At 63.1% G+C, this 12,973-nt stretch carries 8 protein-coding genes, 1 tRNA gene and 1 pseudogene; 6 read left to right on the top strand and 4 right to left on the bottom strand.

The genetic code is table 11. The annotated features are described in order from the left end of the window. Window positions 1-9: 9 nt before the first annotated feature. Window positions 10-84 (bottom strand) — tRNA-Arg (locus DLM46_RS23020). Window positions 85-289: 205 nt separating this feature from the next. Between DLM46_RS23020 and DLM46_RS23015 the strand changes: the two are divergent. After that, window positions 290-460: pseudogene (locus DLM46_RS23015) on the top strand (site-specific integrase); the annotation flags it as partial. A 188-nt stretch (window positions 461-648) separates the two neighbouring features. Here the strand turns inward: DLM46_RS23015 and DLM46_RS23010 are convergent. Continuing rightward, window positions 649-840 carry a rubredoxin gene (locus DLM46_RS23010; protein WP_115104181.1) on the bottom strand — a complete coding sequence of 64 codons (192 nt, stop codon included), beginning with the start codon at window positions 838-840 and terminating at the stop codon, window positions 649-651. A gap of 347 nt (window positions 841-1,187) precedes the next feature. Here DLM46_RS23010 and DLM46_RS23005 point away from each other — a divergent pair, with 347 nt between their 5' ends. The 5 genes from DLM46_RS23005 (at window position 1,188) to DLM46_RS22985 (ending at window position 9,158) form a co-directional block, all read left to right on the top strand. Beyond that, entirely contained in the window at window positions 1,188-1,589 is a 402-nt protein-coding gene (locus DLM46_RS23005; RefSeq protein WP_115104295.1) for a DUF4399 domain-containing protein, read from the top strand. 170 nt (window positions 1,590-1,759) lie between these two features. Continuing rightward, window positions 1,760-3,688 (top strand): ATP-binding cassette domain-containing protein, encoded by a 1,929-nt coding sequence (locus DLM46_RS23000; protein WP_115104179.1) that lies wholly within the window; start codon window positions 1,760-1,762, stop codon window positions 3,686-3,688. A 375-nt stretch (window positions 3,689-4,063) separates the two neighbouring features. Then, complete coding sequence (locus DLM46_RS22995; RefSeq protein WP_115104177.1) at window positions 4,064-6,049, top strand: DNA topoisomerase IV subunit B; 1,986 nt, start codon at window positions 4,064-4,066, stop codon at window positions 6,047-6,049. Between the two features lie 60 nt (window positions 6,050-6,109). Continuing rightward, window positions 6,110-8,434 (top strand): DNA topoisomerase IV subunit A, encoded by a 2,325-nt coding sequence (parC, locus tag DLM46_RS22990; RefSeq protein WP_115104175.1) that lies wholly within the window; start codon window positions 6,110-6,112, stop codon window positions 8,432-8,434. A 265-nt stretch (window positions 8,435-8,699) separates the two neighbouring features. Beyond that, on the top strand, window positions 8,700-9,158 hold the full coding sequence (locus DLM46_RS22985) for a CopD family protein (RefSeq protein ID WP_115104294.1): 459 nt from the start codon (window positions 8,700-8,702) through the stop codon (window positions 9,156-9,158). An 18-nt stretch (window positions 9,159-9,176) separates the two neighbouring features. On the opposite strand, the gene DLM46_RS22980 is transcribed toward DLM46_RS22985, so the two are convergent. Together DLM46_RS22980 and DLM46_RS22975 are read right to left on the bottom strand one after the other, a co-directional pair. Beyond that, window positions 9,177-10,385, bottom strand: coding sequence for a chromate transporter (locus tag DLM46_RS22980; RefSeq protein ID WP_115104173.1), 1,209 nt, complete (start codon window positions 10,383-10,385; stop codon window positions 9,177-9,179). A gap of 192 nt (window positions 10,386-10,577) precedes the next feature. Further along, window positions 10,578-12,938, bottom strand: coding sequence for a bifunctional diguanylate cyclase/phosphodiesterase (locus DLM46_RS22975; protein WP_115104171.1), 2,361 nt, complete (start codon window positions 12,936-12,938; stop codon window positions 10,578-10,580). Window positions 12,939-12,973: the final 35 nt, after the last annotated feature.

Raw genomic sequence — 12,973 nt, 5'->3', positions numbered from 1 at the left:
GAAGCTAGTTGGTCCCCCCGACAGGAATCGAACCTGTATCTAGCGCTTAGGAGGCACTTGTTCTATCCATTGAACTACGGGGAGAGGATAGCTTTGATGGGATGGAACCGAGCCTTGCTGCTATTGGCTTCCGCCTTGTCCCGTGAGCGTTTTCGGCTTTTTTGCTTCTTCCTAAATGAAGCGCCATGACGCCTTGTGAACCTTGGTTTAGCACCGTCTCTACTACAAAACGACCCCATAGCAACGATACGCGATCTGGCGCTGCTACAGCTTCGGAGACGGGGTAATTATGGCTTCAATCCTGCCGGTGGGCAGTCGCTGGCGTGCTCAGGTACGCAAGCGAGGGCAGAGTATAGCAAAAACGTTCAAAACGAAAGGCGCTGCCGAGGCCTGGGCGCGGGAGAAAGAAGTCGAGATCGACAAGGGGCAGAACGCCATCGACGTGGCGACCGCGAGCGTAGCCTTTGACTGCCTGTAAGAAGAGCGCAGCGTATATCGAACCCGCCGGACGGGAGGCGGGCAGCGAGGCGCCTCTTCCGCAAATCAAACGGCCCGGCAGGCATCGCCCGCCGGGCGGTCCAGACCACCGGACGTACCGCGTTCAAGCACCGCACTAAAACGGTGCGCCACCAGTTCAATCCAGCGGACTCAGAACTCCACCACTGCAAACTCCGCCTTGCTCACGTCGCACAGCGGGCAACGCCAGTCTTCCGGAATCGCGCTGAAGCGCGTGCCGGGCGGAATGCCTTCGTCGGGCAAGCCTTCTTCCTCGTTGTAGATCCAGCCGCAAATCAGGCAGACCCAGCTCTTGTATTCGGTCACTTCAATTACTTCGCTCACGACGCACTCTTTCCAGGTTCAATCCAACAATCCGCCCGTTCCGCCCCTTTTTGGGGCAGTGGCGGCGATCTGCAATAGTACCGGAATTTGCCGAACGGACCTCCGGATACGATGCCGCAGCGCCGCAACCCGCCCAGCAACCCGTCCGGCAAACGTGCCGCAAACCACCCGGCATCGCGCTGCGAATCGCGTCACGCACCCGGTGTATGCTCTGACCCGCGGCTTATCTCGACACCGTGCATGCCCGACGCATGGCGTCCTTCGCGGCGGCCGGCGTCCGTTGGTTTGTCCCGCCACGGCCGTCCGGCGCGCAGCGCATCAAGCCGCTTTCCTCAAAGGAGAAAACGATGTTTAAAAACAAATGGTTGGCCGGCGCCGTGCTGGCCGCGTTGCTGGCCGCATCGGGCGTGGCGCGGGCCGAAGGCGTGTCGTTCGTGCAGCCGAAGGACGGCGCAACCGTCAGCAATCCGGTGCACGTCGCGTTCGGCCTCGACGGCATGAAGATCGCGCCGGCGGGCACGAGGACCGAAGGCACGGGCCATCATCATCTGCTGATCGACGGCAAGCCTCTCGCCAAGGGCGAAGTCATTCCGGCCAACGACAAGTCGCTGCACTTCGGCAAAGGCCAGACCGAAACGGATCTGACGCTGCCGCCGGGCGACCACACATTGACGCTGCAATTCGGCGACGGCGCGCATCGTTCGTACGGTCCTGGCATGAGCAAGACCATTACAGTGCACGTGAAGTAATCTTGCCGTGCGACGCTGACGGACGTGCAAGTCCCGTCCGGCAGCGTTTTGCATTCAACATCCGCTCTGCAAGCCGGCCATTCGGCCTATCTCGTCCGGCATACAGGCACCCGCCCGTGCGCCCGGTACAATGAGCAGATCCGACTCATCGCTGTCTTCTCCAATTCTCCATGTCGCTTTACACCATTACCGGAGCTCAACTGGCCTTCGGCCACGTCGCGCTGCTCGATCACGCGGATTTCTCTCTCGAAGCGGGCGAGCGCGTCGGGCTGATCGGCCGCAATGGCGCGGGCAAGTCGTCGCTGCTGAAGATCGTCGCCGATCTGACCAAGCCTGACGACGGTCTCGTCACGCGTCAGCAGAATCTGACCTCGGTTTATGTGCCGCAGGAACCGGAGTTCGATACGGACGATACGGTGTTCGAGGCGGTCGCCGCCGGCCTGACTCACGCGCGCGCGCTGCTGGATGAATACGACGCGGTTGCCAATCAGCTCGCCGATGCGCCGGAAGGCCCCGAGCACGACGCGCTGATGTCGCGGATGAACACGCTGCAATCGTCGCTCGATACGGCGGACGCCTGGAACTGGAGCACGCGCGTCGCCACCACGCTGCAGCAGATCGGCCTGAATGGCGAAGCGCGGGTCGGCTCGCTGTCGGGCGGGATGCAAAAGCGCGTCGCGCTGGCGCGCGCGCTGGTCGTGCAGCCGGACCTGCTGCTGCTGGACGAACCGACCAACCACCTCGACTTCGACGGCATCCGCTGGCTCGAGGAACTGCTGGTGTCGCTGCGCGCGGGGCTGCTCTTCATTACCCATGACCGCGCGTTCCTCGATCGTGTCGCCACGCGTATCGTCGAACTGGACCGCGGGCGTCTGTTGTCGTATCCGGGTAATTTCTCGGCCTATCAGACGCGCAAGGCGCAGCAGCTGGAAATCGAGCGTGTCGAAAACGAAAAGGCCGACAAGCTGCTGGCACAGGAAGAAGTGTGGATTCGCAAAGGCGTGGAAGCGCGCCGTACGCGCAGCGTCGGCCGGATCGCGCGGCTCGTGCAGATGCGCAACGAGCGCGCCGAGCGCCGCAACGTGCAGGGCAACGTCAAGCTCGATGTCGGCCAGGGCGAGAAGTCCGGCAAGATCGTCGCCGAACTGACCGACGTGACCAAGCGCTACGGTTCGCGCACGGTGGTCGACAGGTTCACGGCCACGGTGATGCGCGGCGACAAGATCGGTTTCGTCGGTCCGAACGGCGCGGGCAAGACCACGCTGCTGAAAATGATCCTCGGCGAGTTGCCGCCGGACGAGGGCACGGTGCGTGTCGGCACCAATCTGCAAGTGGCGTACTTCGACCAGATGCGCGCGCAGCTGGATCTGGAAAAGAGCCTCGCCGACACGATCAGCCCGGGCAGCGAGTGGGTCGAGGTCAACGGCCAGCGCAAGCACGTGATGAGCTATCTGGGCGACTTCCTGTTCGCGCCGGAGCGCGCGCGTTCGCCGGTCAAGTCGCTCTCGGGCGGCGAGCGCAACCGTCTGCTGCTCGCGCGTTTGTTCGCTCGGCCGGCCAACGTGCTGGTGCTCGACGAACCGACCAACGACCTCGACATCCCCACGCTCGAACTGCTCGAAGAACTGCTCACCGATTACGACGGCACCGTGCTGCTGGTCAGCCACGATCGCGCGTTCCTCGATAACGTCGCGACTTCGGTGATCGCGTCGGAAGGCGGGGGCAAGTGGCGCGAGTATGTCGGCGGTTTTACCGACTGGCAGATTCAGAGCGACCGCTCGCAGCGACTCTCGGCCCAGCAGGAGACGCAGAAAGAGCCGGGCAAGGAGGCCGCGCCGAAAGACAGCGGGGCGGGCCGCAACACGCAGCGCACTGCCAAGCTGTCGTTCAAGGAGCAACGCGAACTCGAGGCGCTGCCGGAGAAGATTGCCGCGCTCGAAGCCGAGCAGAAAACCATCGGCGCGCAACTCGAAGACGGGTCGATTTTCGCGAAGGACCCGCAGGAGGGCACGCGCCTGACCGAGCGCTACGCCGCGATCGACGAGGAACTGCTGATCTCGCTGGAACGCTGGGACGAATTGGAAAACAGGCGCAAGTGACGCACGGGGGCGGCGCGATCGCACATCGTGCCGCCGGGTCACTCTCAGGTCGCGAAACAGGCCGAAGCTGAGCGCTGCCCCTTATCCAGACGGCCAATCTCGCACTCCGTGAATTGCCGCCTGTATCGAAATCAGTAAAATACCCCGCGAACAGGCTTCCCCGGCGTTCGCACCGGCGCAGATGCGGTACAGCCGGCATCGAGCGGCCGTCGAGCGCGCCAAGGGGAAGCAAGCTTCAAAGCAGCTTGCCCGCACTGCGGGCACCCCACCTAACCCCGTTGTTTCGTTTCGCTTTTTTTGAAAACTCAACGCATTGTCCACGGACCTGTCCACAGGACCTGTGGACAACGATGAACCGACGGACCCGAGTCAACCATGTCTACGAAAAAGCCAAACGCCGCGTATAGCGAAGCGTCGATCAAGGTGTTGAAGGGCCTGGAGCCGGTCAAGCAACGGCCCGGGATGTACACCCGCACCGAGAATCCGCTGCACATCATTCAGGAAGTTATCGACAACGCGTCGGACGAGGCCCTTGGCGGCCACGGCCGGCAAATCACGGTCACGCTGCACGCGGACCATTCCGTCTCGGTCGAAGACGATGGCCGCGGCATTCCGTTCGGCCTGCATCCGGAAGAAGGCGTGCCGGTCGTCGAGATCGTTTTCACGCGCCTGCACGCGGGCGGCAAGTTCGATAAGGCCGCCGGCGGCGCGTACACGTTCTCGGGCGGCTTGCACGGCGTCGGCGTGTCGGTCACCAACGCGCTGTCCACGCGCCTCGACGTCACCGTGTGGCGCGACGGCAAGGTCGCCGAACTGGGCTTTGCCAACGGCGACGTCGCCAGGCCGCTCGAAGTGCGGGCCGCGACGAAAAGCGACAAGAAGTCCGGCACGCGCGTCACCGCGTGGGCCAATCCGAAATACTTCGACTCGCCGAATCTGCCGCTCGGCGAATTGCAACGCCTGCTGCGCTCGAAAGCGGTGCTGCTGCCGGGTGTCGAAGTCACGCTGATCAACGAGAAAACCGGCGAGCAGCAAAGCTGGAAATACGAAGACGGCCTGCGCGGCTATCTGCTCGAAGGCATGAACGGCGGCGATCTGCTGATTCCGCTGTTCGAAGGCGATCGCTACGTCGAAAACGCGCGCACGAGCGAAGAGACCTTCGCCGAAGGCGAGGGTGCAGCGTGGGTCGTCGCGTGGAGCGAAGAAGGTACGCTGATGCGCGAGTCGTACGTCAATCTGATTCCTACACCTGCGGGCGGTACGCATGAATCCGGTTTGCGCGACGGTCTGTACCAGGCGGTGAAGAGCTTCGTCGAATTGCACAACCTGCAGCCGAAGGGCGTCAAGCTGCTCGCCGAAGACGTATTCGCGCGTGTGTCGTTCGTGCTGTCGGCGAAGGTGCTCGATCCGCAGTTCCAAGGGCAGATCAAGGAACGCCTGAATAGCCGCGACGCGGTGAAGCTGGTGTCGTCGTTCTCGCGTCCGGCGCTGGAGTTGTGGCTGAATCAGCACGTCGAACACGGCAAGAAACTCGCCGATCTCGTCATCAAGCAGGCGCAGGCGCGCACGCGTGCCGGCCAGAAGGTAGAGAAGCGCAAGAGCTCGGGCGTCGCGGTGCTGCCGGGCAAGCTGACCGACTGCGAATCGACGGAAATCGGCCGCAACGAACTGTTCCTTGTCGAGGGCGACTCGGCGGGCGGTTCGGCGAAGATGGGCCGCGACAAGGAGTATCAGGCGATCCTGCCGCTGCGCGGCAAGGTGCTGAACACGTGGGAAACCGAGCGCGACCGCCTGTTCGCGAACAACGAAGTGCACGACATTTCGGTAGCGATCGGCGTCGATCCGCACAGCCCGGACGATAAGGTCGATCTGTCGAATCTGCGCTACGGCAAGATCTGCATCTTGTCTGACGCCGACGTGGACGGCTCGCACATCCAGGTGCTGTTGCTCACGCTGTTCTTCAAGCATTTCCCGCAACTGATCGAACGCGGTCATGTGTGCGTGGCGCGTCCGCCGCTGTTCCGCGTCGATGCGCCCGCGCGCGGCAAGAAGCCGGCGCAGAAGCTCTACGCGCTCGACGAAGGCGAACTCGAAGCCATTCTCGACAAGCTGCGCAAGGACGGCGTGCGTGACACGCAATGGTCGATCAGCCGCTTCAAGGGCCTCGGCGAAATGAGCGCGGAGCAGCTGTGGGACACCACGATGAACCCCGACACGCGCAGGCTTACGCCGGTGGCGCTCGGCGAACTCGACTACGACGCCACGGTCGCGCGCATGACGATGCTGATGGGCAAGGGCGAAGCGGCGTCGCGGCGCAGCTGGCTGGAAGAAAAGGGCAACGAAGTGGAAGCGGATATCTGAGCGCGCGTAGCGCGTCGGATCGCACAGTCACTTCACGCCAAATACGGATACGGAATCTAGATGGACGACGATAACACTCTCGACCTTTTCACCGAGCCGCCGCCGCCGGAAGGCGACTTCCTGACGCTCGGCAATTACGCGGAACGCGCGTACCTCGACTATGCGGTAAGCGTGGTCAAGGGCCGTGCTTTGCCGGATGTGTGCGACGGCCAGAAGCCGGTGCAGCGCCGCATCCTGTTCGCGATGAACGACATGGGTCTGAGCGACAACGCCAAGCCCGTCAAGTCGGCGCGCGTGGTCGGCGACGTGCTGGGTAAATATCACCCGCACGGCGACCAGTCCGCCTACGACGCACTCGTGCGGCTCGCGCAAGACTTCTCGATGCGCTATCCGCTGATCGACGGCCAGGGCAACTTCGGCTCGCGCGACGGCGACGGTGCAGCGGCGATGCGCTACACGGAAGCGCGCCTCACGCCGATCGCGAAATTGCTGCTCGACGAAATCGACCAGGGCACGGTCGACTTCATGAAGAACTACGACGGCGAATTCGATGAGCCGAGGCTGTTGCCCGCACGCTTGCCGTTCGTGCTGCTGAACGGCGCATCGGGCATCGCCGTGGGTCTGGCGACGGAAATCCCGTCGCACAATCTGCGCGAAGTCGCGGCCGCGGCGGTCGCGATGATCCGCCATCCGAAGCTCCAGCACGCCGAGCTGATGCAGCATATTCCGGGTCCGGACTTCCCGGGCGGCGGCCAGATCATTTCGAGCGAAGCCGAGATTTCCGCCGCATACGAAAGCGGCCGCGGCAGCCTGAAGGTGCGCGCGCGCTGGAAGATCGAAGACCTCGCGCGGGGCCAATGGCAACTGGTGATCACCGAACTGCCGCCGAACACGGCCACGCAGAAGGTGCTCGAAGAAATCGAAGAGCAGACCAATCCGAAAATCAAGCTCGGCAAGAAGGCGCTCACACCCGAACAGTTGCAGACCAAGCAGACCATGCTGGCCTTGCTCGACGCGGTGCGCGACGAATCGGGCAAGGATGCGCCGGTGCGCCTCGTGTTCGAGCCGAAGTCGAGCCGCATCGATCAAACGGAGTTCGTCAATTCGCTGCTCGCGCATACGAGCCTCGAATCGAACGCGTCGCTGAACCTGGTGATGGTGGGCGGCGACGGCCGGCCGCGTCAGAAAGGCCTGAGCGAAATCCTGCACGAGTGGATCGCGTTCCGCTTCGCGACGGTCACGCGCCGCACGCGTCATCGTTTGCAGAGGGTCGACGACCGGATTCACATCCTCGAAGGCCGGATGATCGTCTTTTTGAATATCGACGAAGTCATCCGCATCATTCGCGAATCGGATGAACCGAAGGCCGCGTTGATCGCGGCGTTCGGGCTGTCCGATCGCCAGGCCGAAGACATTCTCGAAATCCGGCTGCGTCAGTTGGCGCGCCTCGAGAAGATCAAGATCGAGAAGGAACTGGCCGAATTGCGCGACGAGAAGGCCAAGCTCGAAGAACTGCTCGGCAGCGAATCGGCGATGAAGCGTCTGCTCATCAAGGAAATCGAAGCCGACGCGAAGCAATACGGCGACGAGCGCCGCACGCTGATCCAGCAGGAAAAGCGCGCGACGTTCGAAGCGCGCGTGGTCGACGAGCCGGTCACGGTGGTGGTGTCGCAGAAGGGCTGGGTGCGGGCGCTCAAGGGTCACGGGCTGGATACGGCCGGTTTCACTTTCAAGGCCGGCGACGGGCTCTACGCAGCGTTCCAGTGCCGCACACCGGATACGCTGGTCGCGTGGGGCAGCAATGGCCGCGTCTATTCGGTCGCCGTGGCGATGCTGCCGGGCGGCCGTGGTGACGGCGTGCCCGTCACGTCGTTGATCGAACTCGAATCGGGCAGCCATCTGATGCATTACTACGCGGCCTCCGCGGATCAGGCGCTGCTGCTCGCGTCGAGCAACGGCTTCGGCTTTATCGCCAAGGTCGGCGATATGGTGAGCCGCGTGAAGGCCGGCAAGTCGTTCATGACGATCGACGCGGGCGCCGCGCCGCTCGCGCCGATGCCGATGCTGCCGGATGCGAAGCACATTGCGTGTCTGTCGTCGGGCGGGCGTCTGCTGGTGTTCGGCCTCGACGAGATGAAGACGCTGTCGGGCGGCGGACGCGGCGTCACGCTCATGGCGCTAGACGATAAGGAAACGCTGGTGCAGGCGCTGGCGATCAACGACGCGGGTGTCGTGTTGATCGGTACGCGCCGCGGTGGCCGCGTGGACGAAGAGAAGCTGAGCGGCGCCGCACTCGCGCCGCATATCGGCAAGCGGGCACGCAAGGGGCGCGCGCCTGAGAGCAAGATGAAGCTCGACGGTATGCGTCCGGTGTTGGCCGCTTAACCAGGAATCAAAGCAAGGAAGCAAAGGTGGGAACGCGGCGTGCGTTCGGGTTCTGGTCGAACTTCAAGTGCGCGCCGTGGGTAGCAAAAAAATCCGGGGTGTAGCCGTCGCGGTATCGGGCGCGCTGCAATTACAACTACAAAGAATGTCAAGAGGGCGCCGGCGCATGGAACTGCGCGTACAGTGCGTGGTCGAACGCGCTCAGTAGCCGCTGCCAATATCATTCGTCATAAGCGGTGTGGCGTCGTCGGGAGAGGAAAACAACATGAACAAAGCTATCGAACTCGCGCTCTTTCTGCATCTGCTTGCCGTCGCCGTATGGGTCGGCGGGATGGTGTTCGCGCATTTCTGTTTGCGTCCGGCAATTGCCGATCTTTCGCCGCAACTGCGCTTGCCGTTGTGGGAATCGGTGTTCAGCCGCTTCTTCAATTGGGTCGCGGCGGCAGTGCTGGTGATTCTGCTGACCGGCGGTTTTCTACTGATGCAATTCGGCGGCGGTCACGCCACGTGGCCGTTGCATGCGATGGCCGGCCTCGGCATCGTGATGATGCTGATCTTCGGGCATATCCGCTTCGCGGTATTCCCGCGCATTCGCCGCGCGGTGCAGGCGCAGAAATGGCCGGACGGCGCGCAGGCTGTCGGCACGATCCGCCGCCTGGTGCTCATCAATATCGTGCTGGGCGTCGTGACGGTCGGCGTCGCGGTGCTGTCGCGCGGGTTCTGAAGCGCGGAACGGCGAGGCTTACGGCAAGGTGCCGTAAGCAAACCACAGCCCGCATACCACGGCCACTGTTCCGTACACCACGTACACCGGCACCTTGAGCTTCGCGAAGCACATGCCGGAGAACAGCGCGGTCAACAGATACGCGGGTTCGAGCGGCACATGAGCCGCAATGCGCAGCACGGCCACCACGAGAAACGCGGTCGTCACCGCACGCAAGATTCGCATGCCGTGCTCGAAACGCGGATGGGTCTTCAACTGACGCAGATGCCGCTGCGCCAGCACCGCGAGACAACCTGACGGCACGAACAGCGCGAGCGTGGCAATCAGCGCACCCGGCCAGCCATCCACCAGATAGCCGAAGAACGGCACCACATTCAACAGCGGCCCGGGCGACAACGGCGATAGCGAAAACGCTAAAGTAAACTCGTTGTCCGACACGCCGATAGCCGGTGTGACGAACAGCGTCTTGAGCACCGGCAGCGCGGAGAAGCCGCCGCCGAACAGCGTCATGCCCGCGCCCGCCAGGCGCGGCCACAGCAGCGCCAGTTCATAGCGATGCGGCAACGGCAGCGCAAACAACACCAGCAATACGCACAGAGCGGCCAGCAATTGCCAGTCGCCACGCGCGATCGACAGGATGATTCGCGTATTGCGATCCGGGCTGACCAGCCAGCCGGTGCCGAACGCGGTGCCGAGCATGACCACATAGGCTGCCGGACTGTGCGCAAAGAAGAGCGCTACGCAGCCGAGCGCCACCGCGAGCCATTCGAGTTTGCCGCGCACCAGCGCGCGCGTCTGTTTATACCAGGTGATCGCGATCAGCGTGGCCAGCACCACGCTGAAGTGATTGAGCAATGTCTGCGAAGCTGCGGCGCGTATGACCGGCGTGCGGTAGAAGATCGCGAACAGCGTCATCAGCGTGAAGAAGGGCAGCACGCTCGCGACACCCGCCACCCAGGCGCCGGCGCGTCCGCGGAGCGCATGTCCGACTTGCACGGCGACATTGCATCCAACCGGCCCAGGCACCATCCAGGCCAGCGCGATCAGATCGGAAAACGCTACACGCGAGAGCCGGCCTTCACGTTCGACGTAGTGATTCTCGAGTTGTGCCATGAGCGCGAGACCGCCCCACGACAGCGCCGACAGGCCGAACACGACCCTGAACAGCGTCCATAGCGGTTCCCGTTTTCCTCGTCTGGCGGCTTCTTGGCTCGTGATGGTCTGCATGGCGCTGCGAGCGCCCCGTACGCGCCCGCCCTGTGGAATCATTGTTATGCTGGCGCGCCCGGCGTGCCGGCATCGCGCTATATCGTAGTACGGAGTGAATGTAGCCGGTTTTAGGGTGGTGCGCCTGTCATGAACATGAGAGGCTTGTAACTGTTCGTGTCAGGCGTTTATCTGGCCGGGATCGGCCCCGCATCAGTCGTTGGCGCTCGTGCTGGACACACTGCTCGCGCTGTCGACGGCGTGCGCAGCGTGGCGATCCGTCATGCCGCATACGCCGAAGCGTTCGAGCAACGCCGGAATCGCGTCCACCGGGACCGGACGCGAGAACAGGAAACCCTGGGCCTCGATATGGCCGAGCGCGGCCAGCCAGGCAATCTGCTCTTCGGTCTCGGTGCCTTCGACCACCACCGTGAGTCCGAGCGAGCGCGCCAGGTTGACGATCGCGGTGACCATCACGCAGACGCTGCGGTCGCCCGGAATCGCCTGGACGAACGAACGGTCCACCTTCAGCGTATCGACCGAGAAGCGATTCAGATAGGACAGCGACGAATAGCCGGTGCCGAAATCGTCGAGCGCGATACGCACGCCCAGGCGCTTTAACGCGAAGATTTTCTCCGAGACGAGTTCGGGGTACTCCATCATCGCCGTCTCGGTGATTTCGAGTTCGAGGCGGCGTGCGGAGATGCCGGTTTCCTCGATGGCGTGCGAGATGGTTTCGTACAGATCGCCGCGCCAGAACTGCACCGCCGAAATGTTCACCGCCAGTGACAGCGTGTCGTAGCCCTGCTGCTGCCAAAGCGCGAGCTGGCGGCAGGCGGTTTCGATCACGAAGTCGCCGATCGGCACGATCAGGCCGGTCGATTCGGCGACCGGAATGAATTCGTTGGCCGGAATCAGGCCATGCTGCGGATGATTCCAGCGCACCAGCGCTTCGAAACCGGTAATGCAGCGGCGCGTCAGATCGATCTTCGGCTGATAGGCGAGAAAGAGTTGCCCTTCGGCGAGCGCGACGCGCAACTGCTGTTCCCACTTCATCAAATGATCCGCGCGATGCGACAGTTGCGGCGAATAGAACTGGTAGCAGTTCTTGCCCGCGTCTTTCGCGCTGTACATCGCCAGGTCGGCTTTTTTCAGCAGGTCGATCTCGCTCTCGTTGACCACCGAGTAGAGCGCAATGCCGATGCTCGCATGCAGCACGAAGGAGCTGCCGCGGACCTCGAAAGGCTTGTCGAATGCTTCGGCCGATGCTTCGGCCAGCGTCACGGCGCGCTTCTCGACGTTGTCGCCCTTGATCATGACGACGAACTCGTCGCCGCCGATGCGGCTCAACGAGCCGCCGTCGTTGACTGCCGCGGCGAGGCGCGACGCGGTCATTTGCAGCACGATGTCGCCGGCGTTGTGGCCGAGCGTGTCGTTGACAGTCTTGAAGTTGTCGAGATCGATGAAGAGAATCGCAAGGCGCCCGAGATTGGCCGGTTGCGCCACGTCGTGCCGCAGGCTTTGCAGCGTCGCATAGCGATTGCGCAAGCCGGTCAGCAGGTCGTATTCGACCAGATGCGTCATCTCGCGCTCGCGGCCGAGCAGCTTGCCGATCAAACCGGTCGCGACGGCGAAGAAGCTCAGCATGGCGAGCGAGATGAAGCCCGCCATCAGCAGATAGACGTTGCGCGTGTGGTTGTAGTCGGCGAACTCTTCGGCTTGCGACAGGCCGACCAGGACGCCGAGCGGATAGCCGTCGATATGCCGGTACGACACGATGCGCGTGACGTTGTCGAGCGAGTCGACATAGGTGCCCGACACGTGCTCGGAGGTCGGATACGAGCCGCTTGCCGAGAACGCGCCGTTGGCGTTTTCGGCGCTGCCGGTACGCCGTGCGAGCACGGTGCCGCTGTCCGAGATCACTGCGATCACGCCTTCGCGGCCGATTGCCGCGTTATTGTAGAAATCGCTGGTGAAATAGCTGGGGTCTTCGGACACCACCACGACGCCCGCAAACGAGCCGTCCGGATGATTCAGGCGCCGCGTCATCTGCAAGGTCCAGTGGCCGGATATACGGCCGAGCACGGGCTTGCTGATAAACAGCTGATCGTCGTTTTCGTGTTCGTGGACCCTGAAGTGCTCGCGGTCGGACAGGTCGATATGCTTCGGGTTGAGTTCGGCCGTGTTGGCGATCAGCGTGCCGTGCTCGTCGATCAGCGACACCTGCACCAGCGTCTCGCTTTGCACGACACCTTTCTCCACCGTGCTGGCGAGATCGAAGTGATTCGGGGTTTTCTCGAACTCGTATTTGACAAAGCGGGTGATCTGATCGACCTGGTGAATCGCCTTGACCGTGTGCTGCTCCAACGCCGCGGAAAGAATTGCAGCAGAGGCCATCGCTTCGCGGTAAGTCGCTTCTTTTTCGACCGATAGCCGCGCGAAGATCACTGTCCAAAGCAGGATCAGGACCAGCACGCCAAGCGCGGGAATCGCGAGCAAAGCGCGCCGGCGCGACACGGCGGGCTCGCGGCGAGGTTTGGCTTCGCGCTGGACGGAGAAGCGGTATTGGCTCATCTGGCGGTCCGAGCCCTGGTGCCGGCCGGCTGCAA

Origin of the sequence: Paraburkholderia lacunae, assembly GCF_003353175.1 — a bacterium.
Lineage (GTDB): Bacteria > Pseudomonadota > Gammaproteobacteria > Burkholderiales > Burkholderiaceae > Paraburkholderia > Paraburkholderia lacunae.
The sequence above is the reverse complement of the archived record's forward strand: the minus strand, read 5'-3'. Positions and strand labels throughout refer to the sequence as shown.

Excerpts from the sequence above, each read along its gene's own strand:
- DLM46_RS23000 (WP_115104179.1), top strand. The coding sequence starts at position 1,760 with ATGTCGCTTTACACCATTACCGGAGCTCAACTGGCCTTCGGCCACGTC.
- DLM46_RS22975 (WP_115104171.1), bottom strand. The coding sequence starts at position 12,938 with ATGAGCCAATACCGCTTCTCCGTCCAGCGCGAAGCCAAACCTCGCCGC.
- DLM46_RS22995 (WP_115104177.1), top strand. The coding sequence starts at position 4,064 with ATGTCTACGAAAAAGCCAAACGCCGCGTATAGCGAAGCGTCGATCAAG.
- DLM46_RS23005 (WP_115104295.1), top strand. The coding sequence starts at position 1,188 with ATGTTTAAAAACAAATGGTTGGCCGGCGCCGTGCTGGCCGCGTTGCTG.
- DLM46_RS22980 (WP_115104173.1), bottom strand. The coding sequence starts at position 10,385 with ATGCAGACCATCACGAGCCAAGAAGCCGCCAGACGAGGAAAACGGGAA.
- DLM46_RS22985 (WP_115104294.1), top strand. The coding sequence starts at position 8,700 with ATGAACAAAGCTATCGAACTCGCGCTCTTTCTGCATCTGCTTGCCGTC.
- parC (WP_115104175.1), top strand. The coding sequence starts at position 6,110 with ATGGACGACGATAACACTCTCGACCTTTTCACCGAGCCGCCGCCGCCG.